This window comes from Pseudomonas sp. MWU12-2345 (assembly GCF_023242385.1).
In the GTDB taxonomy this organism is placed as follows: Bacteria; Pseudomonadota; Gammaproteobacteria; order Pseudomonadales; family Pseudomonadaceae; genus Aquipseudomonas; species Aquipseudomonas gingeri_D.
Window position 1 is genome coordinate 45,773 of sequence record NZ_JALLJA010000007.1, and the last position, 22,357, is coordinate 68,129.

Here is a 22,357-nt window from a genome sequence, read left to right on the forward strand (position 1 = left end):
CGGGGATTTCTTTCGAGTTTGACCACCAGCATGACCTTCAACTTCGACACGCTGATCGACCGCCGCGACACTGGCAGCACCAAGTGGAGCCGCTATCCGGCCGACGTCCTGCCCATGTGGGTGGCCGATATGGACCTGCCGGTGGCGGACGCGATCACCGCAGCCCTGCACAAGCGCCTGGAACACCCGCAACTGGGTTACAGCGTGGCCCGGGACGCCCTGCGCCAGGCCATCGTCGCCGACCTCCGGGCCAAGTACGCCTGGCACGTGGAGCCCCAGGAGCTGATTTTCCTCCCGGGGGTCGAACCGGGTTTCAACATGGCGCTACGCGCGTTTGTGCAACCGGGCCAGAACGTCGTGGTGCAGACGCCCAACTACCGCCCGCTGCGCCTGGCGCCGGGTCACTGGAACCTGCCGAAAGTCGAACTGGAGTTCGAGCGCGATGCCCAGGGTGACTATGTCACGCCCTTCGGTGCCCTGCGTAACGCCTTGCAAGGTGGCGGCGCGCTGCTGTTGAGCAATCCGCACAACCCGCTGGGCAAGGTCTTCCCCCGGGAAGAACTGCAACAGGTGGCAGATATCTGCCTGGAACAGGGCGCGCTGATTATCAGCGACGAGATCCATGCCGACCTCTGCTTCGATGGCCGTCGTCATGTACCGATCGCCTCCCTGAGCCCGGAGATCGCCAGGCGCACCATCACCCTGATGTCGGCGAGCAAGGCCTATAACATCGCCGGGCTGAAGACTGCTTACGCCATTGTCCAGGATCCGGCGGTACGCGAGCGCTTCAACGCGGCACGCGGGGGGATGGTGGACAGCGTCAATGCCCTGGGGCTGGAAGCCACCTGCACGGCCTACACCGAGTGCGGGCCGTGGCTCGCTGGCCTGGTGCAATACCTGCAGGCCAACCGCGACTACCTGCAACACGCGGTGGAAACCCGGTTGCCGGGTGTGGTCCTGCACCCGGCTCAAGGGACTTACCTGGCCTGGCTCGATTGCAGCGCGTTGGGGCTTGCGGACCCGTACCGGTTTTTCCTCGAAGAGGCCAAGGTGGGGTTGAGCGCGGGGATCGAGTTTGGCGACGACGCGCAGCAGTTCGTGCGCTTGAACTTCGGTTGCCCGAGGGCCTTGCTGGAGGAAGGCATCAGCCGGATGGAGCAGAGTTTGCGTCGGCGCTGAAAGCGCGATGCCGGCCAACTACGCAAATGGGCTCTTGAAGACACCACACAACCTGTAGGAGACGGCTTGCTGGCGATGCGATCCGATGGTCGACATCGCCGTCGCCTGGAATACCGCCATCGCCAGCAAGCCGCTCCTACAGGGACCGTGTTCAGACCTGGCTGAACGGGGTCAGGCGTGCTTTTTCAAACGCGGTTTGGCCGCCTTGGGGAAATACGGTGGCTTGACCAGCAGCGTGGGCGCGGGCCTCACGGACTTGACCTCAGCCGCCTCGACCGGCACCTCCCCACCAAACTCCGCCACATAGGCCGTCTGGCCGCAACGCAGCCGATTGTTGATCGGAAACTCATCCCCGTTGTCGTAAATGTACGCATCCTTCATAGCCATCTCCTCATCAACATAATTGATCCCCACCGGCAAATCCCCGGCGGCTTCAAAAATATTGAGCGTAGTCGACCGGCAGCGACACGCAGCCCCTGGGGCAAGGTTCCGACGAATGACCACCCGGTCACGAAACTTTCATTTTCCTGGCCGGGCCTTTCACGCCGATTTCACTTCTGCCCCTCTAGGATGGATTCACTCCTCGTTTCAACTTGATTCAGCTCGCCTTCGTTGCGGGCTTTTTTTTGCCCGCGCAACCGGTCGAACCACAGGTAGACCACCGGCGTGGTGTAGAGCGTCAGCAGTTGCGACACCGCCAACCCGCCGACAATGGCGATCCCCAGGGGCTGACGCAATTCCGAACCCGCGCCATGCCCAAAGGCCAGGGGCACGGCACCGAGCAACGCCGCCAGCGACGTCATCAGGATAGGTCGCAGCCGCAGCAGACACGCCTCGTGCACCGCCTCCCGCGGCGCCATCCCGCCGCGTTCGGCCTCCAGGGTGAAGTCGACGATCATGATCGCGTTCTTCTTGACGATGCCGATCAGCAGAATGATCCCGATCATGCCCAGCACCGACAGGTCCTGCCCGCAGATGATCAACGCCAACAAGGCGCCGAAGCCGGCCGAGGGCAAGGTGGAAATGATCGTCAGCGGATGGATGGCGTTTTCATAGAGCACCCCGAGAACGATATAGACCGTCAGGATCGCCGCCAGGATCAGCCAGGGTTGCGACTTGAGCGAGTCCTTGAAGGCCTGGGCGGTGCCCTGGAAACTCCCCGACACCGTGTCCGGCAGGCCCACCGCCAGCGAAGCCTTCTCGATGGCGTTGACCGCATCGCTCAAGGCCTGCCCCGGGGCCAGGTCGAACGACAGGGTAATGGCCGGGAACACACCCTGGTGGTTGATGATGATCGGCGCCAGCTCGTTGCGGATACTCGCCAGCATATCCAGCGGCACCATGCCCCCGGTGGTCGAACGCACATACAGGTGCTTGAGGGTGTCGATGGACATCTGCCAGCGCGGATCGAGTTCGAGAATGACGTGGTTCTGGTCCAGCTGGGTGAACATGGTCGCGATCTGCCGTTGGCCGAAGGCGTCATAGAGCACGTCGTCGATCGCCTGCACATTGACCCCCAACCGCGCCGCCGAGGGCCGGTCGATCACCAGGGTCGCCTGGGGGGCGGCGCGCTGTTGGTCGGAGGTGACATTGCGTAGTTGCGGCAACTGTTTGAGACGGTCCAGCAGCAACCCGCTCCAATGGTCCAGCTCCTGGCTGTCCGGGTCCTGCAAGGTGTACTGGTACTGGGTCTTGCTGGCCCGGCCGCCGATCTGGATATCCTGGTTGGCTTGCAGGAACAGTTTGATGCCCTGGACCTTGTCGAGGGCCGGCTGCAAGCGCGCGATCACCTGCTGGGCGCTGGCCGTGCGCTGGTCGAACGGCTTGAGGTTGACCATCACCCGGCCCTGGCTGACCGTCGGGTTGGGGCCGATCCAGTAATAGGCCTTGGCCACCGCCGGGTCGGCGCTGACGATATCGGCCAGCAGCGCAACGCGCTGGCGCATGGCCTCCGGCGAGATATCCGAGGCGGCTTCGGCGACGCCCTGGATCAGGCCGGTGTCCTGCTGCGGGAAAAAGCCCTTGGGGATATACAGGTAGAGCATGGCCGTGGCGACGAAGGTGGCGACCGCCACGGCCAGGGTCAGGCGCTGGTGATCGAGCACCCACTCCAGGCTGCGTCGGTAGCCCTCGTGAATCCGGTTGTAGACCGCCTCGCAGGCATCGCCGAAACGGCTCGGGCGCGACTCGTGTTCCGGCTTGAGCAGCCAGGCGCAGAGCATCGGTGTCACGGTCAAAGAGACCACGCCGGACATCAGGATCGCCACGCTGACCGTCACCGCGAACTCACGCATCAGCCGCCCGACGATGCCGCCCATCAACAGGATCGGCAGGAACACCGCGATCAGCGACACGGTCATCGAGACAATGGTGAAACCCACCTCGCGCAAACCGTCCACCGCCGCCTGGATCCGCGACTTGCCCATTTCCAGGTGGCGGACGATGTTTTCCATGACCACGATGGCGTCGTCCACCACGAAGCCGACGGCAATCGCCAGGCCCATGATCGACAGGTTGTCCAGGCTGTAGCCCAGCAGGTACATCACGGCAAAGGTCGCCACCAGCGACAGCGGGATGGTCAGGGTCGGGATCAGGGTCGCCGTGGCCTTGCGCAGGAACACGAAGATCACCACGACCACCAGGGCGATGGACAGCAGCAAGGTGAACTGCACGTCGTTGACCGAGGCATTGATGGTCTGGGTGCGGTCGCCGACCACCTGGACCTGCACATCCCGGGGCAAGGACGCGGTCAGGGCCGGCAGGCTGGCCTTGATATTGGCGATGGTCGACAGCACGTTGAAGCCCGGCTGCTTGTGGATGTCGACGATCACCGTCGGCTGGCCGTCGATACCGGCGGCCTGCTGGGTGTCCTCGGCACCATCGATGACCCGGCCCAGGTCGCCGAGCTTGATCGGAACCCCGGCCTTGTAGGCCACCACCAGTTCGCGATAACCCTTGGGGTCGAGCAGTTGGTCGGTGGCATCGAGGGTCACCGAGCGATACTGGCCGTTGAGGTTGCCCTTGGGTTGATCGAGGGTGCTGAGGCCGACGATGCTGCGTACTTCCTCCAGGGTCAGGCCACGGGCCGCCAGGGCATCCGGGTCGATCTGGATGCGCACCGCCGGCTTCTGCTCGCCATGGAAATCCACCAGGCCGACGCCGGGCATCTGCGACAGGCGCTGGGCCAGGTAGTTGTCGGCGTAGCGATCCAGCTCCGGCAAGGTCCGCGTCGGCGAGGTCAGGGCCAGGGACAGCACGGTGAACTCCGCCGGGTTGACCTTGTTGAAGGTCGGCGTGCTGGTCATGGTTTTCGGCAAGGTCGCGCTGGCGGTGTTGATCGCCGTCTGCACGTCCTGGGCCGCGCCGTCGATATTACGCGACAGGTCGAACTGCAGGACGATCTGGGTCTTGCCCGAGGAACTCGAGGAGGTCATCGAGGTGACCTGGGGCACGGCGGCGAAGGCCCGTTCCAGCGGCGTCGCCACCGAGGTCGCCATGGTTTCGGCGCTGGCCCCGGAGAGCTTGGCGGTGACCTGGATGGTGGGAAAGTCCACCGTCGGCAACGGCGCCACCGGCAGTTGAAAATAGGCAAAAGTGCCCAGTAGCATCACCCCCAGGGCCAGCAGGCACAGGCCCGTGCGGCGCTGGATCAGACCGGCGAGCAGGTTCATGGCTTGCCTCCGGCGCTGCCGCTCAACGCCACCTCAGGTGCCGCTGGGCCCGTGTCCAGACTGACCGGCTTGACCTTGAGCCCGGGGGCGATCCGCGACTGGCCCTGGACCACCACCACTTCACCCGGCGCCAGGCCGTCCTTGATCCACTGCTGGCCGTCGACCACCGTCGCCGCCGTCACTTGCCGTGGCTCGACCCGCTGGTCGGCATTGACCACATAGACGAAGTCGCCCTTCTGCCCTTGCTGCACCGCATTGGCCGGCACCACGGTGACGGCCTTCTGGGTATTCACCAGCAGACGCGCGCCCACCAGTTGGCCGGGCCAGAGTTGCTGGCCGGCATTATGAAATTGCGCCTTGAGCTGGATCTGCCCGCTGGCGGCGATCACCTGGCTGTCGATAAAGCTCAGGGAGCCGCTCGCCAGTTGCTGATGGCCGTCGCGGCTCATGGCGAGCACCTGCAAGGGGGCCACGGCGTTTTCCTTGAGGATCCGCGCCAGGTCGTCCTGGGACACCGCGAAGGCCACCGAGATCGGGTCCATCTGCGTCAGGGTCACCAGGCCCGTGGCATCGGTGCCGTGGACAATCGAACCGACGTCCAGCAGGCGTTGCCCGGTCCGACCGGTGAACGGCGCGTCGATCCGGGTGAAAGCCAGTTGCAGGCGGGCATTCTCCAGGGCCGCCTGGTCGGCCTGGACCGTGGCCTGCTGGGCCGCCAACTGGGCCCGGTAGGTGTCGACATCCTGGGTCGGGCCGGCCTTGGCCGCTGCCAGCTTGCTGGCCCGGTCGAGGTTGACCTTGAGGTTGGCCAACTGCGCCTGGTCCTTGCTGACCAGCGCCTGGGCCTGGGCCACCTGCGCCTGGTAGACCCGTGGATCGATCTGCGCCAACTGACTGCCGGCGTTGACCATCTGGCCTTCAGTAAACAGGACTTTCTGCAGCTCGCCGTCGACCCGCACCCGCACATTGACGGTGTTGAGGGGCTGGACGTTGCCGATGGCGTCGATCCAGATCGGCAGGTCCTTTTGCCCCGCCGCCTGCATCACCACCGGGATGGCGCTATCAACAGGAGCTGTCGGTGCCGCCTGGACGCGGTCGATCCATTGGGTCTTGATCAACAGCGAAGCGCCGAGCATGGCCACGACCAGCAGGCCGAGGCGCAGACGACGAGGTTGGGATGGCGCCTGGGGTGAGTGCTTCATGGCTGAACGACCTGAAAGGGAGAAGAAGGAGTGGCAGCGGCCAGGGTCGGCGCGCTGAAATCGCCGCCGATGGCGCGAAACAGGCCGACGGCGGCCTGCAGATGCTGGAGGCGCACCTGGAGCAGGCTGTCTTCGGCCTGGTACTGGGTGCGCTCGACCACCAGCAGCGTCTGGAAATCGGTGGAGCCGAGGCGGTAACGAACCTGGGCCAGGCGCGCGGCTTCGCGGGCGGAGCCGACGGCGGCCTGGTTCAGGCTGTAGGCCTGGTCCAGTTGCCGCGCTGCGCTGAGCTGGGTTTCCACATCACGCAGGGCTTCGATGATCGAGGCGCGATAGCTGGCGGTCAGTTCCTGCACATGGGCCTGGTCGGCGTGCAGTTGTCCGGTCAGTTGGCCGCCGCTGAACACCGGCTGGGTCAGGTTGCCGACGATGCTCCAGATATGCCCGCCGGCCAGGGTGTCGATACCACCGAGCAGGTCCAGGGAAAGGTTGGGCAGGAACGCTGCCCGGGCCACGCCGACGTCGTAGTTGGCTGAAACCAGGCGCGCTTCTGCGGCCTGGATATCCGGGCGTTGGCGCACCAGGCCGACGGGCAGGCCGACCTTGGGTTGTGGCACCTGGAGGGCGTCGAGCCCGGTTTGCTGGACCTCGAAGCCTTCAGGCGGCACGCCCACCAGTGTCGCCAGTTGATACTTGGCCGCGTCGAGCTGCTGTTGCAACAGCGGCACGGCGGCCTGGAAGGTTTGCTGGGCATTGCGCTGCTGTTCGACTTCCAGGCTCGACACCGCGCCCTGGCTGGCCTGCACCTGCACCAGATCGAGGACTTGGCTGGCATCGGCGGCGATGGACTGGGCCAGGCGCACGCGGTCCTGCAGCGAGAGGACCTGGAAGTAAGTGTCGGCGATGCTCGCACCGAGGGTCATGCGCAGGGTCTGGGCATCGAACTGGCTGGCATTGGCCAGGGCCTGGGAGGAATCGGCGGTGGCCCGTTGCTTGCCCCAGAAGTCCACCTCATAGGTGGCTTCGGCGAAGACGCTGGATTTTTTCGTGCTGCCGTAGTTGTTCTGGCGCTGGTAGTTGCCGCCCAGGGACAGGTTGGGGTATTGCCCGGCGCCGGCCACCTGGGCAATGGCCCGGGCCTGATCGACCCGGCTCACGGCGGCCTTGAGGCTGTAGTTGTCGTTCAGGCCACGGGCAATCAGGCCATCGAGTTCGGCACAGTGGAACTCACGCCACCAGGGGCCGCCTGCCGCATCGGCTGAAGCGGCGGACGGGTCCTTGGCCGACCATTGCGGGGCCAGGGGCAGGGCCGGCTGCTGGTAGCCCGGCACCAGCGAGCAACCACCCAACAGCGCCAGGCCGGCCAGGGCCAGGGCGCGGAACAGTCGGCTTGGGGCCTGAGGTGGATGAAAAACCTCGAATCTCGGCGTGAGACGCATCTACGGGATATCTCCAGAACCTGTGTGGCAGAGCCATCGATCAGATTCCGAAGCTATCAGGCGCAGGCCCGCGTCCCGTTCCTCCAAAGCTAAATTTTAGTTTAGGTAAATATCATGTGAACGCGGTTCCTTGTAGGAGCCAGCTTGCTGGCGATGGACGTCAACGATAACGCGGGGCATCTGATACCCAGCGGAGCCTGGACGACCATCGCGAGCAAGCTCGCTCCTACAGAGGCGGCGTTGACCGCAGTGGCGCATCAAGGGGGTCTTCGTCGTCCTGTAGCAACCGGTACCCGACCCCCGGCACGGTCTGGATCAGCGAATGGCTGAAGCCGGCATCCAGTTTGCGGCGCAACCGATAGATGTGTTTGTCGATCACGTTGTCGATAGGGTCGAAGTCATAGTCCCAGGCACTCTCCAGCAGCATGCTGCGGGTCACCACTTCATCGCAGTGGCGCATCAGCTTTTCCAGGATCAGCGACTCGCGCTGCTGCAGGACAATGACCTGCCCTTCACGGGTCGCGGTGCGGGCGGCACAATCCAGTTGCAGGCTACCGACCCGCAAGGTCCGCGACAATCCCACCACCGGATCACGGCCACGCTGCAAGGCTTCGAGCCGGGCAAGCACCTCGACAAAGGCATAGGGCTTGGCCAGGTAATCATCACACCCGGCGCGCAAGCCTTCGACCCGCTGGGCGGTGGAATCCAGGGCGCTGAGCATCAGCACCGGCGTGCGCAAGCCCTGGCGCCGCAGTTCCTGGACCAGTGCGAGACCGTCCAGCCCCGGCAGTTTGCGGTCGACGATCAAGGCGTCGTAGATCCCTTCCAGGGCCATGTCCAGGCCACTGCGGCCATCGTCGACGGTATCGGTGACGTGCCCGCTTTCATTGAGACCACGCACCAGGTAGCTGGCTGCCTTGGCGTCATCCTCGATGACCAGGATTCTCAAGACCGGCTCCGCGCTGGTTCAGCTAAACTTTTTTTCATATTGACGCGACCTTTCAGATAAACCCGGTTTGGCACACTATGCCGGTCGACCAGCCAACCACGATTCACTGGCCAGCCAGACTCCTCCGGGGTCCATGCAAGACTACCACCCTCTCTCATTCTGCGAAGTGCCCATGACCCATGTTCTGGTCGTCGAGGACGACCCCGCCACTGCCCGGGAGATCGAAGCCGCCCTGCAAGACCACGGCTTCGATGTCACCCACGTCGATAACGGTCGGGAAGGCCTGGTGCGCGCCATCAGCGACAGCTACGACGTTATCGTTCTCGACCGTATGCTCCCCGGTGCCCTCGATGGCCTGGGCATGCTCACCGCCTTGCGCGCTTCGGGTATCGCCACGCCGGTGCTGATCCTCAGCGCCCTCAGCGCGCTCGACGAACGGGTGCGTGGCCTGCGGGCCGGCGGTGACGACTACCTGACCAAGCCCTTCGAGTTCATCGAGCTGACCGCCCGCCTCGATGCCTTGAGCCGCCGCCGGGTCGCTCCCAGCGAGGAACGGGTCAACCGCCTGCGGGTCGGCAACCTGGAGCTGGATCTGCTCAAGCGCAGTGTCAAGCGCGGCGAACGGATGGTCGAGCTGTTGCCCCGGGAATACGCCCTGCTCGAATACCTGGTGCAACACGCCGAACAGGTGGTGACACGGACCATGCTGTTCGAGGCCGTGTGGAACTACGCCTATGACGAACGCACCAATGTCATTGAAGTGCATATGGGCCGTTTGCGCCGCAAGGTCGATGGCGACGGCGAGGAACCGATGATCCATACCATTCGCGGGGCAGGCTATGTTCTACGCTCACCTGCGTGAAATCCCCCGCACCATCAGTTTCCGCACGGCGCTGATGTCCCTGGCGCTGTTCAGTTGCTCGTTCCTCGCGCTGTTCGGTTATATCTATTGGCAAACCGCCGGCTACCTGATGGCCGAGGTCGATACCGCCCTTTATCGGCAGATCGACAACCGTAGCGCGCAGCCCGAAGACCTGCGCCTGGCGGAAATCCGCAAGCACTCCGAACAGGATATCGACGGTCGCCTGCCCCACGGCCTCTATGATGCCCAAGGCCAGCTGATTGCCGGACCGGTCATTGAAATGCCGGCCTTCAAGGGCTACGACAAACCCGCCGAATTCAACTGGAAGCAGCCGCAAAAAAAGAGCCGGCCGATCCGCTTCGTCATGCATCGCCTGGACAATGGCCAGACCCTGATGGTGGCCCAGGATATCCATGACCTCAGCGAGTTCGACGAGTTGCTGGTCAACGCGATGGTCTCCGGCGGCTCGCTGCTGCTGGTGGTGGGCCTGCTCGGGGCGGTCGGGCTGGGCTACGCGGCGCGCCGACGGCTGGATGTGCTGACCCGTTCCATCGAACGCATCGTCAAGGGCCACCTCAACGAGCGCCTGCCGACCCGTGGCAACCGTGACGATATCGACCGTATCGCCACTGTAGTGAATCAGATGCTTGACGAGCTGGAGCGCCTGATGAGCGAGGTCAAGGGGGTCTGCGACGATATCGCCCACGACTTGCGCACGCCCCTCACCCGCTTGCTCGCGGGCCTGGAGCGAGCCCAGCGCCGGCACCTGCGCGAGGAGGAATACCAGGCGGCCATCGACAACGCCATCGAGGATGCCCAGGGTTTGCTGTCGACCTTCCGAGCGCTGTTGCGGATTTCCGAGATCGAAGCCAGCGCCCGGCGCAGCAGCTTTGCCGAGATCGACCTGAACCGTATCGCCGCCGATGCCGTCGAGTTTTTCGAGCCCTTGGCCGAAGAGCGTGGTATTGAACTGACCTTGAATTGCGCGCCCGCGCCCTGCCTGATTTTCGGCGATGCGCAGTTGCTGTTCGATGCAACCTGCAACCTGCTGGACAACGCCATCAAGTTTTCGCCTGACCACAGCCAGGTACAGGTGACGGTGATGGACGCTCCGGACAGACGCGGCCTGTGCGTGATGGACAATGGCCCGGGAATTCCCGAAGCCGAGCGCGAGGCGGTGTTCCGGCGGCTGTACCGTTCCGAATCCAGTCGGCATACGGCGGGCAACGGGCTGGGGTTGAGCATGGTGGCGGCGGTGGCGCGGCTGCATGATATGCGCCTTGAGGTGCGGGATGCCCAGCCGGGTTGCCGAATCGAGTTGATGGTCAGCGCCTGATTACGGGAGGCGTTGCAGCAATTGCTCGAACGCGGCCAGCACCTGCTGCGGCTTCTCCAACATCAACTGGTGCCCACACGCCTCCAGCACCTGGAACTGTGCATCCGGCAACTGCCGCGCCAGCGCCTCACCACCGCTGGCCGGGGTCAGGCCGTCGCTGTCGCCGGCCAGGACCTGGATCGGCAACCTCAGTTGCGCCACCCGCTCGGCCTCGGGCCACTGCACACCCTGCACCAGCCCCTTGAACACATACAGCCGATTACGCTCGGTCAACTTCTCCTCATGCGCCAGCAAGCGCGGGTCGACGGACGGATGCCAGGCCCGCTCGCGAAATCCCTTGGCCAACACCGGCCGGATCAGCTCCAGTATCCAGGCCGGCAACGCCAGCAAGCCGCCGCGACTCAAGGGCCGATGCAGTTGCGTGCCGAGCAGCAAGGCGCCACTGACCGAATTCACCTGCAACAACGCGCTGAGGGTCAACCCGGTGCCAAAGGAGTGGGCCACGATCAGGTTGCGCTCACCTCCGAAGCGCCGCAGCAGCTCCACGACATCCGCCACCAATTCCTTCCAGGCATAGGCCGCCGCCCGCCGCGGCTTGTCGCTCTCGCCATGACCCAGCAGATCCCAGGCCACTAGGCTGTAGCCCTGCTCGCCGAGAGCTTGCCATTGCTCACGCCACTGATCCTTGTTGCCCCCCGCGCCATGGCAGAAAAACACCACGGTCGCGGCTTTCTCCGTTCCCGGACGATGGGCCACGCTGAGGCGTCGCCCGGGACGGACTTCCAGCCGTTCACCCCGCACCACGGGCAGATGACTAAAGGATCGAAACTCGGTCATGGGTGTGACAGTCCTGCGCAAGAGAAAAAGGATGCACTCACAGTGCGCCAACCACCGCCGGCTCGGTGGAAGTATCGGGCAGCGCCAACGCGGCGGCCCCGAGCAAGGTCCGGGTGTAAGGATGTTGCGGTTCGGCAAACAAGCGGGCCGTATCGCCCTGCTCGACAATCCGTCCGCCCTGCATCACCGCGATGCGGTCGCACAGACGGGCCGCGACCCGCAGGTCATGGGTAATAAACACCAGGCTCAGGCGGAACTGCCGTTGCAGGGCCTCCAGCAGTTCAAGAATCTGGACCTGGACCAGGGCATCCAGGGCCGAGACGCACTCGTCGGCAATCAGGATCTTCGGCCGTACGGCCAGGGCTCGGGCTATACCGATGCGTTGCCGCTGACCGCCGGAAAACTCATGGGGAAAACGCTCGAACGCTACGGCGGGCAAACCGACCTGCTCCAGCAACTCGCGGGCCCGCCGGGCCGACTCCGCCCGGGAAACGCCCTGGGCCAAGGGGCCGGTCATAACGATCTGCCCCACTGTCTGGCGTGGGTTGAGCGAGGCAAAGGGGTCCTGGAAAATCATCTGGATCTCACCGCGCATCGGCCGCAGCCGGCCCTGGGACAGGTTCGCCACCTCATGCCCCTGCCACTCCAGGCTGCCGCTGTCCGGCTGTAGCAAGCGTACCAGGCAGCGACCCAGGGTCGACTTGCCGGAACCCGACTCGCCGACGATGCCCAGGGTCTCGCCTTCACGCAGGTGCAGGTCGAGCCCGGCCAAGGCCTGGGTCTGGCGGCGACTCCACCAACCGCCACGACCGACGAAGTGCTTTTCCAACTGTCGCGCGCCAAGGACCTCGGGCGCCTCGGCCAATAACGGGCGCGGCGCCAGCGGCTGCGCCGTGACCGCCGCCAATAGACGCTGGGTATACGCTTCGCGGGGCGCCTCGAGCACCTGTCGGGCCGACCCCTGCTCGATCACATGGCCGCGCTCCAGCACCAGCACGCGGTCGGCAATCGCCCGCACCACGGCAAAATCGTGGGTGATAAACACTATCGCCATGCCCTTGTCACGCTGGATACGACGCAACAGGTCGAGGATCTGCGCCTGGGTGGTCACATCCAGCGCCGAGGTCGGTTCGTCGGCGATCAGCAGGTCCGGATCGAAGACCAGGGCCATGGCGATCACCACCCGCTGGCGCTGACCGCCGGACAGCTCGAAGGGATAGGCCCGCCGTAGCCGGATCGGATCAGGCAGGCCGACATAACCGAGCAGGTCGAGCACCCGCCGCTCGCGCACCCGGGCCGAGCGCTCGCCATGGGCACGCAGGGTTTCATCGATCTGTCGGCCGATGCTCAACAAGGGATTAAGCGCACTCATCGGCTCCTGGAACACCATACTGAGGGTCCGGCCGCGCAACTGACGCATCCCCTCCTCGTCACGGCCGGCCAGGTCCTCGCCGCGAAAACGCAAGGTTCCGCTCTCGACACGCAAGGGGGCTGGCAGCAGGCGCAACAACGCCTTGGCCAGCATGGATTTTCCGGAACCCGACTCCCCCACCAGGCACAGGCACTCCCCCGCCACCAGCGACAACGACAGGTCATATAGCGCATGGCTGCGATCGGCGCCCGCGGGCAAAGCGATACGCAGTCGCTCGATGCTCAACAACGGTGTGCGGTCCTGGCTCATGGGTTGACTCCCTGCCGACGGGTCGGCTCAAAGGCCACCCGCAGTCCTTCGCCCACGCGATTGACCGCCAGCACGCAGAGCAGGATTGCCAGCCCCGGCAGCAAGCTCATCCACCAGGCTTCGCGCAGCAGCCCGCGCGAGGCATTGATCATGTAGCCCCAACTCATGGCATCGGGATCGCCGAGGCCGAGAAACGCCAACGCGGCCTCGGTGAGAATCGCCGTCGCCATCACAAAGGTCAGGGTCACCAGCAAAGGCGCCAGGGCATTGGGCAGGATCTGCCGGGTGATGATCGCCAGCGGCGACTGCCCCAGAACCTGGGCCGCCTGGACAAACTCGCGCTGGCGCAGGCTGAGGAATTCGCCACGTACCAGGCGCGCTACTCCTGGCCAGGCCACCAGGGTGATCGCCAGCACAATGGAGCCCAGCGACGGTTCCAGTACCGCCACCAGGATCACCGCCAGCACCAGTTGCGGAATGATCTGGAAGAACTCCGCGATACGCATCAGCACACCATCGAGCCAGCCGCCGAAATAGCCGGCGACCGCGCCCACCAGGGCGCCCACCAGCAAGGTCGCCAGGCTCGAAAGGACGGCCACCGCCAGGGACACCCGGGCGCCGTACAACAAGCCGCTGCCGAGATCGCGCCCAAGCATATCGCTGCCCAGCCAATGGGCCGGGTCCTGGAACGGTGCCAACAGCGGCGTGGTGTTCATCTCCCAGGGCGTACTGTCGGTCAGCCAGGGCGCGGCCAGCGCCAGCAGGCTCAGCAACAGCAGGAAACCGGCGCCGATCAGCGCCGAAGGTTGTGCGAGAAAACGTCGAATCACTGAAACCTCATTCATCAGGACTGACCCTGGGCGCCGATACGCGGGTCCAGCAGCCGGCAGGCCAGATCGGTCAACAGGTTGAAACCGACCACCAGCGTCGAGATCACCAGGAAGCCGCCCATCAACACGCCGTAGTCACGTTGCGCGAGGGCGTCGTACATCAGCCGACCGATGCCCGGCCAGGAATAGACCACCTCCACCAGCAAGGCGCCGCTGGCCAGTTGTCCCAGTTGCAGGCCGGCAAAGGTCACCACCGGCAGCAGCCCATTACGCAGGACATGGGCCCAGAGAATGCGCCGTGGGGTCAGGCCCTTGGCCCGGGCGGTGTAGACATATTCCTGGCCCAGCGCTTCAAGGGTCGCGGCGCGGGTCAGATGGATATACAGGGCCAGGAACAGAAAACTCAGGGACAGGCACGGCAGCAGCAGATGACGCAGCCGGTCCGCCAGCCAGGCCCAGCCGTGGAAGTCCGCGGCCACGGTCTCCAGGCCAAAGGCCGGCAACCAGTCAAGGTGTACGGAAAACAACAGGATCAGCAGCATCGCCAGCCAGAAGGTCGGCACGGCGTAGAGCAGCAAAGCGCCTTGGGAAATCAGCCCGTCCAACCAGGGCCGGCGCTCCCGGCTACGGGCCGCGAGCACGCCGAGGGCGATCCCCGCCAGGGACGAGAGCAGGAACGCCGAGCCCATCAGCGCCAGGGTGGCGGGCAGGCGCTCGGCGATCAGCGACCAGACCGAGGTCTGGTTGCGGTAGGAATACCCCAGGTCCAGGTGCGCGACCTGCCCCAGGTAGATCAACAGTTGCCGGGCCAGCGGCTGGTCCAGGCCCATGTCATGCCGCAGGTTGTCGATATAGTGCACATCGTCGACGCCGGCCTCGCCGGCCATCAGCAAGGCCGGATCGCCAGGGGTCAGGCGGATCAGCAGGAAGCTCAGCACCAGCACCCCGAGGATCATCAGCAGCGCCCGACTCAAGCGGGCGCCGAGGAAGCGCAACAGGTTCATGGCGCCGGGCCGTCGAGGTAGACGCTTTCATCGTCCTCGTTGAGGCTGGTGGCGGTTTGCAGCAGGTTCTTGACCTGGCTGTGGAACAGCGTCGGGTAGCGCATTTCGAAGATCGGCGCGATGGGCAGGTCGATGTTCAGCTGGTTTTCCAGGCGGCTGTAGACCTGGCGACGCTGCTCGCCTTCCGGGGTGTCGGCGACCTGATTCCACAAGGCATCGGCCTGCGGGCTGTTGTAACCGCTGACATTGGCAAACGGTGAGGTCTTGAGGATGTAGTCCGAGCGATAGAGGTAGGCGGTGGTCAGGTAAGGGTCGCCGATCTGGAAGATGAAGTTGTAGGTCAGGTCGAAGTCCCAGTCGCTGACCCGCTGGAACCAGGTGGCGGCATCCGAGGTGACTACCTGGACTTTGAAGCCCAGGGGTTGCAGGGCCTGCTTGGTGTATTCGGCCAGGCGCTCCCAGGCGCCGCCCTTCTCACCGTTGAGCAGGCGGATACGCACCGCGCCGACATCCACGCCGGACTCGGCGATCAGCGCCTTGGCCTTCTTCAGGTCATAGCTGTACTGCGGCAGGTTCGGGTCGTGATACGGCGTGGTGGAAACAAACAGCCCCTGGGCGACCTTGCCGGAACCGAAGAAAATATTGTCGACGATAAACTGCCGGTTCAGCGCATAGAGGATCGCCTGGCGCACCTTGGGATTGTTCAGCGGTGGCTTGCGGGTGTTGATCTGCAGAAAGGCCAGGCCGGCATACAGCTCCCAGCCTTTCTCCGAAGACTGCACGCCGGGCAAGGCGGTCAGGCGCTTGAGATCGGAGTAGTCCGCATCGCCGCTGCGCAGTGCCTGGATATCCCCGCGTTCGAACGCGGCGGCCCGGGACGAGGCATCGGGAATCACGTGGAAGACGATGCCATCGAGGTGCGGCAGGCCTTTTTTCCAGTAGTCCTTGTTCTTCCCCAGCTTGATATAGGCGCCGCGTTTCCATTCTTCGAAGACAAACGGCCCGGTGCCCACGGGCTTGAGGTTGTAGGGGTTGTTGCGAAAATCCGAGCCCTCGTAGAGGTGCCGGGGCACCACGGGGCGCAGGCCGCTGCCCAGGGAAGAGAGCAAGGGGGCGAAGGGTTTCTTCAGGTGGAAGACCACCTGCAACGGCCCCGTGGCCTCGATGGAGGTCACATAGTCGGTAAAGATCCCGCCCAGACGTTTGTCCACCTCCGGGTAGAAGGTCTGGAAGCTGAACACCACGTCGGCCGAGGTGAAGGGCTGGCCGTCATGCCAATGCACGCCGTCCTGCAGGTCGAAGGTGTAGGTCAGGCCGTCGGGGGCAATCGTCCAGCTTTTTGCCAGCACCGGCTCGGGCTGGAGCGCGGTGTCGTAGGTGAGCAGACTCTGGAGGATCTTGCCGCTGACGTACTGGGTCGAGACGTGGCTGACCACCCCATGCATCAACGACGGCGGCTCCGGCTGGGCCACCAGGTTCAGTACGCCGCCCTCCCGGGGCTCGGCCTGGACGCTGCCGGCCAGGATCAACGCACCAGCCGCAAGGCCGAGCAACACCCGGCGCAGGGGCCGGGTGTGAGACGAATGGGTCGGGGTGAGATCAGGCATGGCGGGCTCCGCAGAAAAGATTCATCAGGCAGGCAACCACGGACAGGCGCCCGGCCCTTTGAAGCGGTTTAGCAAGGCCTGTGCCAGGGCCTGGAAGGCGGTCTTTTGCGGGCTTTGAGCGGTTTTCGAGGGCGCTGGCGCTGATGAAAAAACCACAGCCACTGGCCCGGCTGTGGAAAAAGCAGCAGCCGTCACGATCCTGTAGGAGCCATCTTGCCCGCGAAGACGTCAGTCCTGACGATGCATGACTTGAGGGATACGCCTCCTGTGCAGGACTGGCACAAGCCTTGCGAGACCCGCTGCCTTCGAACCACCGAGTCTCAAGAGCATGTCACTGGATTACCTGGGCAACCCCCTCGACACCGAGCACACCGCGACCCGCGAAGGCATCGACGCGTTCATCGGCGGTTTTCTCGGCTACCACCCTCGCGCCGAGTCGATCCTCGCCACCGCCGACGCCGATCCGCAGTCACGCCTGGCCAATGCCTTCGCCGGCATCCTGCTGATGTTCAGCGAATCCCCCGAAGGCCCGGTCCTGGCCGAACGCTACCGGCAGCGGGCAAGCGCCACCCCCGCCGGACATGCCCGGGCCGACCTATACCTGGCCCTGCTGCGCGCCTGGATCGCCGACGACCTGGGGCAAGTGCTCGGCCTCGGCGAACAACTGCTGGAACGCTTTCCCCGGGACCTGTTCGCCGCCAAGCTCACCCAATACGTGGAGTTCAATCGCGGCAACTGGCCGGCGTTGTTGCGCATCGCCCTCAAGGCCCGCGACGCGGCGCCGGATATCGCCCATAGCCACGGCCTGCTGGCCTTCGCCTATGAACAATGCCACCTGCTGGACGACGCCGAAGCCGCCGCCCGCCAGGCCCTTGCCCTGCAAGCCGACGAGCCCTGGGCCCAACACGCCCTGGCCCATGTGCTGCTGACCCGGGGCCGGATCGAGGAAGGCATCGACTTCATGGAAAACGTGAAGGACCATTGGCAGGGCCTCAACTCCTTCATGTACACCCACAACTGGTGGCATCTGGCGCTGTTCTACCTGGCCCGCGGCCATGAGCAACGCGCCCTGGAGATTTATGACCGACATGTCTGGGGCATCCTGCCGGAGTACTCCCAGGATCAGGTCGGCGCGGTATCGCTGCTGACCCGCCTGGAGCTGACCGGCATCGATATCGGTGAACGCTGGCAGGCGCTGGCGCCCTATCTGCAGAAACGCACGGAGGATACGGTGCAACCCTTCCTCAGCGTGCAGTATCTGTACGGCCTGGCCAGAGCCGGAAAACCTGAAGCCGATCATCTGCTTAAGTCACTGCTGGCCCACGCCTCCAGGGCGCCGGCGTTCAGCCGCACGACCTGGGCCGAGGTGACGGTGCCATTGGCGCAAGGCTTGCTGGCCCAGGCCCGGGGTGATTGGGAACTGGCTGTGCAGCGGCTGAGTGGTGTGCTGCCACGGCTCAACGATATCGGCGGCAGTCACGCACAGCGAGATCTGTTCGCGCAAATCGAACTCGACGCCCGCCTGCGCGGCGGGGACTGGCGGGCGGCACAGCAGACGTTGGAACTGCGCCGTGGCTACGACCCGCTGGATGTCCCGACCAACCGCCATCTGGAACAGGTTTACACCGAACTCGGGCTGCCTGTGCAAGCCAGCCAGGCCCGAGAGCGAATCAAGCAGGTAATGGCAACACAAGTAATTCCTGGCTGAACGCGATCCACTGTGGGAGCTGGCTTGCCAGCTCCCACAAGGTTCGTGACATGCTCAAGATCCCAGACCTACAGGCCATTCGGCGCCTCGCGCCGGGCTTCGAAAACACCCCGGGCAATCGCCCGCGCCACGCAATCGGCGGCGGCGCTGCCGAGGCAGCCGATCTGCACCTGGCGACGCGGCCCGTCCACCAGCTCGACCGCGCCGGAAGCCATGGCAAACACCGTGTCGCCATCAAACGGCAGATGCGCCGGGCGCACCGCGCGGGCAATGCCGTCCTGGGCCATGATCGCCACGCGCTTGCACTCGGCGGTGGTCAACCGGGCATTGCAGGCCACCGCCACCAAGGTGGTATTGGCCCCGGCCTGCAACCGCCCCATGGAATCCAGCCGGGACAGTTCCGGCATCGGATCGCTGGCGTCCATCGGTGCCCCCGGACGCACACCACCAAACTCCCCGGCGATCTCCCAGGGCCAGGCCCAGAACGTCTCGCCATCCGGCATATAGACGGAGCCGATCGGATTGGCGACCACCAGCGCCGCCACCACCCAACCATCACCCAGCACCAGCGATGCCGAACCCAGTCCGCCCTTGAGCACCCCGGCCATAGCCCCCCGCCCCGCTCCCACCGAGCCCTGGGCAAAGTCTTGCGAGGCGCTTTGCAGCGCCTCGAAACCCAGCCGGCGATAAGGCGGCTCCAATCCCCAGTCCTTGTCCCCGCCGTTGGCCAGATCGTGCAACACCGCCGCAGGAACAATGGGAATCGCTGGCGCACCAGGCTTGAGATGCAAACCCACTGCCTGCTGCGACAACGCCGCCGCCACCGCATCCGCCGCCCCCAGGCCGAACACCGAGCCGCCGGCAAACACCAGCGCATGCAGTTGCCCGACCATGTTTTCCGGCTCCAGGGCCGCCGACTCGCGACCACCCGGACCACCGCCGCGAATATCGATGCTCGCCGTCCAGGCGCCGTCGGTACGAATCACCGTCACACCAGTGTCGACATGCTCATCGGTGGCATGCCCGACAGACACGCCCGGCACATCGGTGAGCAGATTGCGGGAACCCGGTTGTGGCATAAAAAACTTCCTGACAAGTGGTTGGCTTCCATAGTGGAGCGTGATCGCAACGGTCCAGCAAAGCCTGTGCCACCACTCCCGCACCCGACTTCATTAGCGCCCCCTCCCGTACCACTGTTGCTAACCCACCAGCACCCCCGGGCGACTGCTGGAAAACCAACAACCCACACCCCCGAACCTCCCGCCACGGGCGCGCTGTAGAAAAACCAACAGCCTGAATCGCCGCTGCTAGAAAAACACCAGCCATTGCCCGACAAACGAGCTAACTACTTGTTTAAAAAGGCTTTTAAAGAATGGCACAGGCTTTGCTCTACAGCCCTGACCAGAGCTTGAGACCGCAGGCCGCCCCCCCCCGGCCCGGCAACAAGCCGCCACTGACCTCACTGGCGACGCCCCACACACCCGTCGCCTCACCCGCCACGATCGCCCCCCACCAGGGCGCAGAGCGGGGACCACACTGGAGCGATTCACATCATGAGTTCAACACGTGCCGCCAACCGGCGCCCCACCCGCAACACCTTCACCCACAGCCTGCTGTTCCTGGCCGTGTGCGAGGCACTGAGCTACAGCAGCCTGACCCTGGCCGCCGACACCACCAGCGATAACCCCCTGGACACCGTGGTGGTCATCGGCAACCGTGGCCAGGCCCGCACCCTGGCCGACAGCCCGGCGCCGGTGGACGTGATTTCCTCCAAGCAGTTGCTCGCCACCGGCCAGGGCGATCTCACCGCCGCCCTGAACAAGGTACTGCCCTCGCTGAACCAGCCGACCTCCTCCGGCTTCGGCTCGACCTCGGTGGTGCGCCCCATCAGCCTGCGCGGCCTCAACGGCGACCAGGTGCTGGTGCTGGTCAACGGCAAGCGCCGCCACAACAGCGCACTGCTGAACAACGGCACCTACCTCAACTCCGGCTCGCAACCGGTGGACCTGGACATGATCCCCACCGCCCTGGTGGACCATGTCGAAGTGCTGCGCGACGGCGCCTCCGCGCAATACGGCTCGGACGCCATCGGCGGCGTGATCAATATCGTGCTCAAGCAGACCGACCATGGCGGCAGCCTCAGCACCCGCTACGGCCAGAACTTTGAAAACGGCGACGGCGCCACCACCCGACAAACCGGCGACCTGGGGCTGTCACTGCCCAACGACGGCTTTATCAACCTGGCCCTGGGCGTGAAGAAACAGAACACCTCCGACCGCTCCGACGACGCGCCCTACACCGACAGCGCCGGCAACACCAGCGAGCGCCATACCTACTACGGCACCGGCCTGCCCCAGGCGCGCAACTTCAGCTTCGGCTACAACGCCGAACTGCCGGTGGACGATGCCCTGACCCTCTACTCGTTCTCCACCTACACCCGGCGCAACTCGGAAAAACCCCTGGCCTTCCACCAGCCGGCGAGCTTCGACGGGATCGCCACGCCGTTCCCGGAGGGCATCGAAGACACCCTGCGGTTTATCGAAAACGACTTCCAGGTGGCCTTCGGCGGCAAGGGCAAGGCCGCCGGCTGGGACTACGACCTGTCCAGCACCTACGGCCAGGATCATGCCGAGGCCACCCTGCGCCACACCTATAACCTGAGCTTCGGCCCGGACTCGCCGACCTCGGTGGACACCGGGGCCAAGACCTTCAGCCAATGGACCAACAACCTCGACCTGACCCGCGCCTTCGACCTCGGCCTGGCCAAGCCGACTCAGATTTCCTGGGGCCTGGAACAACGCTTCGAGAGCTACAAGATCGGCAAGGGCGACTATGACTCCTATGCCCTCGGCGACTTCAGCACCGGTGCCAGCGGCGCGCCGATTGCGCCGGGAACCATTTCCGGTGCCGGCACCACTCCGGCCGACGCCGCGGAGAAAAGCCGCACCAGCGTGGCCGGCTATGGCGAGATCGGCCAGGACCTGACCGACAAGTGGCACGTCGACCTCGCCGGGCGCTACGAGCACTACAACGACGGTTCGGGCACCACCACCAACGGCAAGTTCTCCACCCGTTACCAGTTGACCCCGATCCTCGCCGTGCGCGGCACCTTCAGCACCGGCTTCCGCGCGCCGTCGCTGTCGCAGCAGATCTACAGCTCGACCTCGCAGACCAGCGTCAACGGCAACCTGTTCGACTACCGCAATGTCGCGGTGGATTCGACGGTGGCCAAGGCCCTCGGCGCCACCACCCTGAAACCGGAGAAGTCGACCAACATCAGCTTCGGCCTGACCCTGCAACCGATCGACAACGCCAGCGTCACCCTGGATGCCTACCAGATCAAGATCAAGGACCGCATCGCCCAGACCGGCTACCTGGGCGGCACCCCGCAGATCGAGGCGATCCTCGCGGCGGCCGGGCTGCCGACCAACCAGGCGGTGACCTACTTCACCAACGCCCTCGACACCACCACCCGCGGCGTCGACCTGGTCGGCGACTACCGGCAGGACATCGGTGCCTACGGCAACCTGCGCTACACCCTGGGCTTCAACTGGAACACCACCGCGATCGATGCCATCCACGCCTCCGACGCCGCCCAGCAGGCCTTGGGCCCGGACGGCGGTTACGACCGCCAGCGCCAGGGCAACCTCAAGCACGGCCTGCCGGATTCCAAGCTGTTGCTGGGCACCGTCTGGAGCATCGACAAGTTCGAGATCGGCCTGAACCTGACCCGCTATGGCGAGTACACCCAGTACGGCACCGCGGCGATCTACGACCGCAGTTTCTCGGCGGCCTGGATCACCGACCTGAACGTCGACTACCACCTGACCAAGAGCCTGACCCTCAATGCCGGGGCCAACAACGTCTTCAACCTGTACCCGGAACGCACCAACCTGCCCAGTGCCTCGGGGGCCTACCCCTACGGCAACTTCTCGCCCTACGGCACCACGGGCGGCTACTGGTACACCGGCCTGACCTACAACTTCTGACCGTCCTGGCGGCACGCGCGGCCCGATGGCCCGGCGCTGCCGCCTTGTTTACCGGGAGCCTGC

The 22,357-nt window shown here is 64.9% G+C and carries 16 protein-coding genes; 5 read left to right on the plus strand and 11 right to left on the minus strand.

Features of this window, described 5'->3' with window-relative positions:
- The first annotated feature begins 30 nt into the window (after positions 1 to 30).
- Positions 31 to 1,179, plus strand: coding sequence for a PatB family C-S lyase (locus M5C71_RS15555; protein WP_248768176.1), 1,149 nt, complete (start codon positions 31 to 33; stop codon positions 1,177 to 1,179).
- Positions 1,180 to 1,350: 171 nt separating this feature from the next.
- On the opposite strand, the gene M5C71_RS15560 is transcribed toward M5C71_RS15555, so the two are convergent.
- The 5 genes from M5C71_RS15560 to M5C71_RS15580 form a co-directional block, all read right to left on the minus strand.
- Entirely contained in the window at positions 1,351 to 1,560 is a 210-nt protein-coding gene (locus M5C71_RS15560; RefSeq protein WP_103495101.1) for a hypothetical protein, read from the minus strand.
- A 170-nt stretch (positions 1,561 to 1,730) separates the two neighbouring features.
- Positions 1,731 to 4,850, minus strand: a complete 3,120-nt coding sequence (locus M5C71_RS15565) for an efflux RND transporter permease subunit (protein ID WP_152741391.1) — start codon at positions 4,848 to 4,850, stop codon at positions 1,731 to 1,733.
- Positions 4,847 to 6,052, minus strand: coding sequence for an efflux RND transporter periplasmic adaptor subunit (locus M5C71_RS15570; RefSeq protein ID WP_103495103.1), 1,206 nt, complete (start codon positions 6,050 to 6,052; stop codon positions 4,847 to 4,849). Before M5C71_RS15570 ends, M5C71_RS15565 begins: the two co-directional genes overlap by 4 nt.
- Positions 6,049 to 7,491, minus strand: coding sequence for an efflux transporter outer membrane subunit (locus M5C71_RS15575; protein WP_248768177.1), 1,443 nt, complete (start codon positions 7,489 to 7,491; stop codon positions 6,049 to 6,051). The genes M5C71_RS15570 and M5C71_RS15575 overlap by 4 nt, the downstream gene beginning before the upstream one ends.
- Positions 7,492 to 7,717: 226 nt before the next feature.
- Entirely contained in the window at positions 7,718 to 8,440 is a 723-nt protein-coding gene (locus M5C71_RS15580) for a response regulator transcription factor (RefSeq protein ID WP_248768178.1), read from the minus strand.
- Between the two features lie 172 nt (positions 8,441 to 8,612).
- Here M5C71_RS15580 and M5C71_RS15585 point away from each other — a divergent pair, with 172 nt between their 5' ends.
- Entirely contained in the window at positions 8,613 to 9,302 is a 690-nt protein-coding gene (locus tag M5C71_RS15585; RefSeq protein WP_103495106.1) for a response regulator transcription factor, read from the plus strand.
- Positions 9,280 to 10,638, plus strand: coding sequence for a HAMP domain-containing sensor histidine kinase (locus M5C71_RS15590; protein WP_248768179.1), 1,359 nt, complete (start codon positions 9,280 to 9,282; stop codon positions 10,636 to 10,638). The genes M5C71_RS15585 and M5C71_RS15590 overlap by 23 nt, the downstream gene beginning before the upstream one ends.
- Here the strand turns inward: M5C71_RS15590 and M5C71_RS15595 are convergent, their stop codons facing one another.
- From M5C71_RS15595 to M5C71_RS15615, 5 genes are read right to left on the minus strand one after another with little or no spacing between them, the layout of a single operon-like run.
- Positions 10,639 to 11,475, minus strand: coding sequence for an alpha/beta hydrolase (locus M5C71_RS15595; RefSeq protein WP_248747680.1), 837 nt, complete (start codon positions 11,473 to 11,475; stop codon positions 10,639 to 10,641).
- 37 nt (positions 11,476 to 11,512) lie between these two features.
- The gene (locus M5C71_RS15600; protein ID WP_248768180.1) at positions 11,513 to 13,156 is read right to left on the minus strand and encodes an ABC transporter ATP-binding protein; all 1,644 of its coding nucleotides are present in this window, start codon (positions 13,154 to 13,156) and stop codon (positions 11,513 to 11,515) included.
- Entirely contained in the window at positions 13,153 to 14,001 is an 849-nt protein-coding gene (locus tag M5C71_RS15605) for an ABC transporter permease (RefSeq protein ID WP_177101819.1), read from the minus strand. The genes M5C71_RS15600 and M5C71_RS15605 overlap by 4 nt, the downstream gene beginning before the upstream one ends.
- Positions 14,001 to 14,990 (minus strand): ABC transporter permease, encoded by a 990-nt coding sequence (locus M5C71_RS15610; RefSeq protein WP_248747682.1) that lies wholly within the window; start codon positions 14,988 to 14,990, stop codon positions 14,001 to 14,003. Before M5C71_RS15610 ends, M5C71_RS15605 begins: the two co-directional genes overlap by 1 nt.
- Positions 14,987 to 16,597, minus strand: a complete 1,611-nt coding sequence (locus tag M5C71_RS15615; protein WP_248768181.1) for an ABC transporter substrate-binding protein — start codon at positions 16,595 to 16,597, stop codon at positions 14,987 to 14,989. Before M5C71_RS15615 ends, M5C71_RS15610 begins: the two co-directional genes overlap by 4 nt.
- Before the next feature lie 328 nt (positions 16,598 to 16,925).
- Between M5C71_RS15615 and M5C71_RS15620 the strand changes: the two genes are divergently transcribed.
- A complete protein-coding gene (locus M5C71_RS15620; RefSeq protein WP_248768182.1) occupies positions 16,926 to 18,305 on the plus strand; it encodes a tetratricopeptide repeat protein in 1,380 nt (459 codons plus the stop codon).
- Positions 18,306 to 18,373: 68 nt separating this feature from the next.
- Here M5C71_RS15620 and M5C71_RS15625 read toward each other — a convergent pair whose 3' ends face one another.
- Entirely contained in the window at positions 18,374 to 19,384 is a 1,011-nt protein-coding gene (locus M5C71_RS15625; protein ID WP_248747685.1) for a P1 family peptidase, read from the minus strand.
- Positions 19,385 to 19,858: 474 nt separating this feature from the next.
- On the opposite strand from M5C71_RS15625, the gene M5C71_RS15630 reads away from it, so the two are divergent.
- On the plus strand, positions 19,859 to 22,294 hold the full coding sequence (locus tag M5C71_RS15630) for a TonB-dependent receptor (protein ID WP_248768183.1): 2,436 nt from the start codon (positions 19,859 to 19,861) through the stop codon (positions 22,292 to 22,294).
- Positions 22,295 to 22,357 lie beyond the last annotated feature (63 nt).

Bases quoted from the DNA above. Each gene is read 5' to 3' on its own strand.
- M5C71_RS15555 (WP_248768176.1), top strand. From the start codon at position 31: ATGACCTTCAACTTCGACACGCTGATCGACCGCCGCGACACTGGCAGC.
- M5C71_RS15560 (WP_103495101.1), bottom strand. From the start codon at position 1,560: ATGAAGGATGCGTACATTTACGACAACGGGGATGAGTTTCCGATCAAC.
- M5C71_RS15565 (WP_152741391.1), bottom strand. From the start codon at position 4,850: ATGAACCTGCTCGCCGGTCTGATCCAGCGCCGCACGGGCCTGTGCCTG.
- M5C71_RS15570 (WP_103495103.1), bottom strand. From the start codon at position 6,052: ATGAAGCACTCACCCCAGGCGCCATCCCAACCTCGTCGTCTGCGCCTC.
- M5C71_RS15575 (WP_248768177.1), bottom strand. From the start codon at position 7,491: ATGCGTCTCACGCCGAGATTCGAGGTTTTTCATCCACCTCAGGCCCCA.
- M5C71_RS15585 (WP_103495106.1), top strand. From the start codon at position 8,613: ATGACCCATGTTCTGGTCGTCGAGGACGACCCCGCCACTGCCCGGGAG.
- M5C71_RS15590 (WP_248768179.1), top strand. From the start codon at position 9,280: ATGTTCTACGCTCACCTGCGTGAAATCCCCCGCACCATCAGTTTCCGC.
- M5C71_RS15595 (WP_248747680.1), bottom strand. From the start codon at position 11,475: ATGACCGAGTTTCGATCCTTTAGTCATCTGCCCGTGGTGCGGGGTGAA.
- M5C71_RS15600 (WP_248768180.1), bottom strand. From the start codon at position 13,156: ATGAGCCAGGACCGCACACCGTTGTTGAGCATCGAGCGACTGCGTATC.
- M5C71_RS15605 (WP_177101819.1), bottom strand. From the start codon at position 14,001: ATGAATGAGGTTTCAGTGATTCGACGTTTTCTCGCACAACCTTCGGCG.
- M5C71_RS15610 (WP_248747682.1), bottom strand. From the start codon at position 14,990: ATGAACCTGTTGCGCTTCCTCGGCGCCCGCTTGAGTCGGGCGCTGCTG.
- M5C71_RS15615 (WP_248768181.1), bottom strand. From the start codon at position 16,597: ATGCCTGATCTCACCCCGACCCATTCGTCTCACACCCGGCCCCTGCGC.
- M5C71_RS15620 (WP_248768182.1), top strand. From the start codon at position 16,926: ATGTCACTGGATTACCTGGGCAACCCCCTCGACACCGAGCACACCGCG.
- M5C71_RS15625 (WP_248747685.1), bottom strand. From the start codon at position 19,384: ATGCCACAACCGGGTTCCCGCAATCTGCTCACCGATGTGCCGGGCGTG.
- M5C71_RS15630 (WP_248768183.1), top strand. From the start codon at position 19,859: ATGAGTTCAACACGTGCCGCCAACCGGCGCCCCACCCGCAACACCTTC.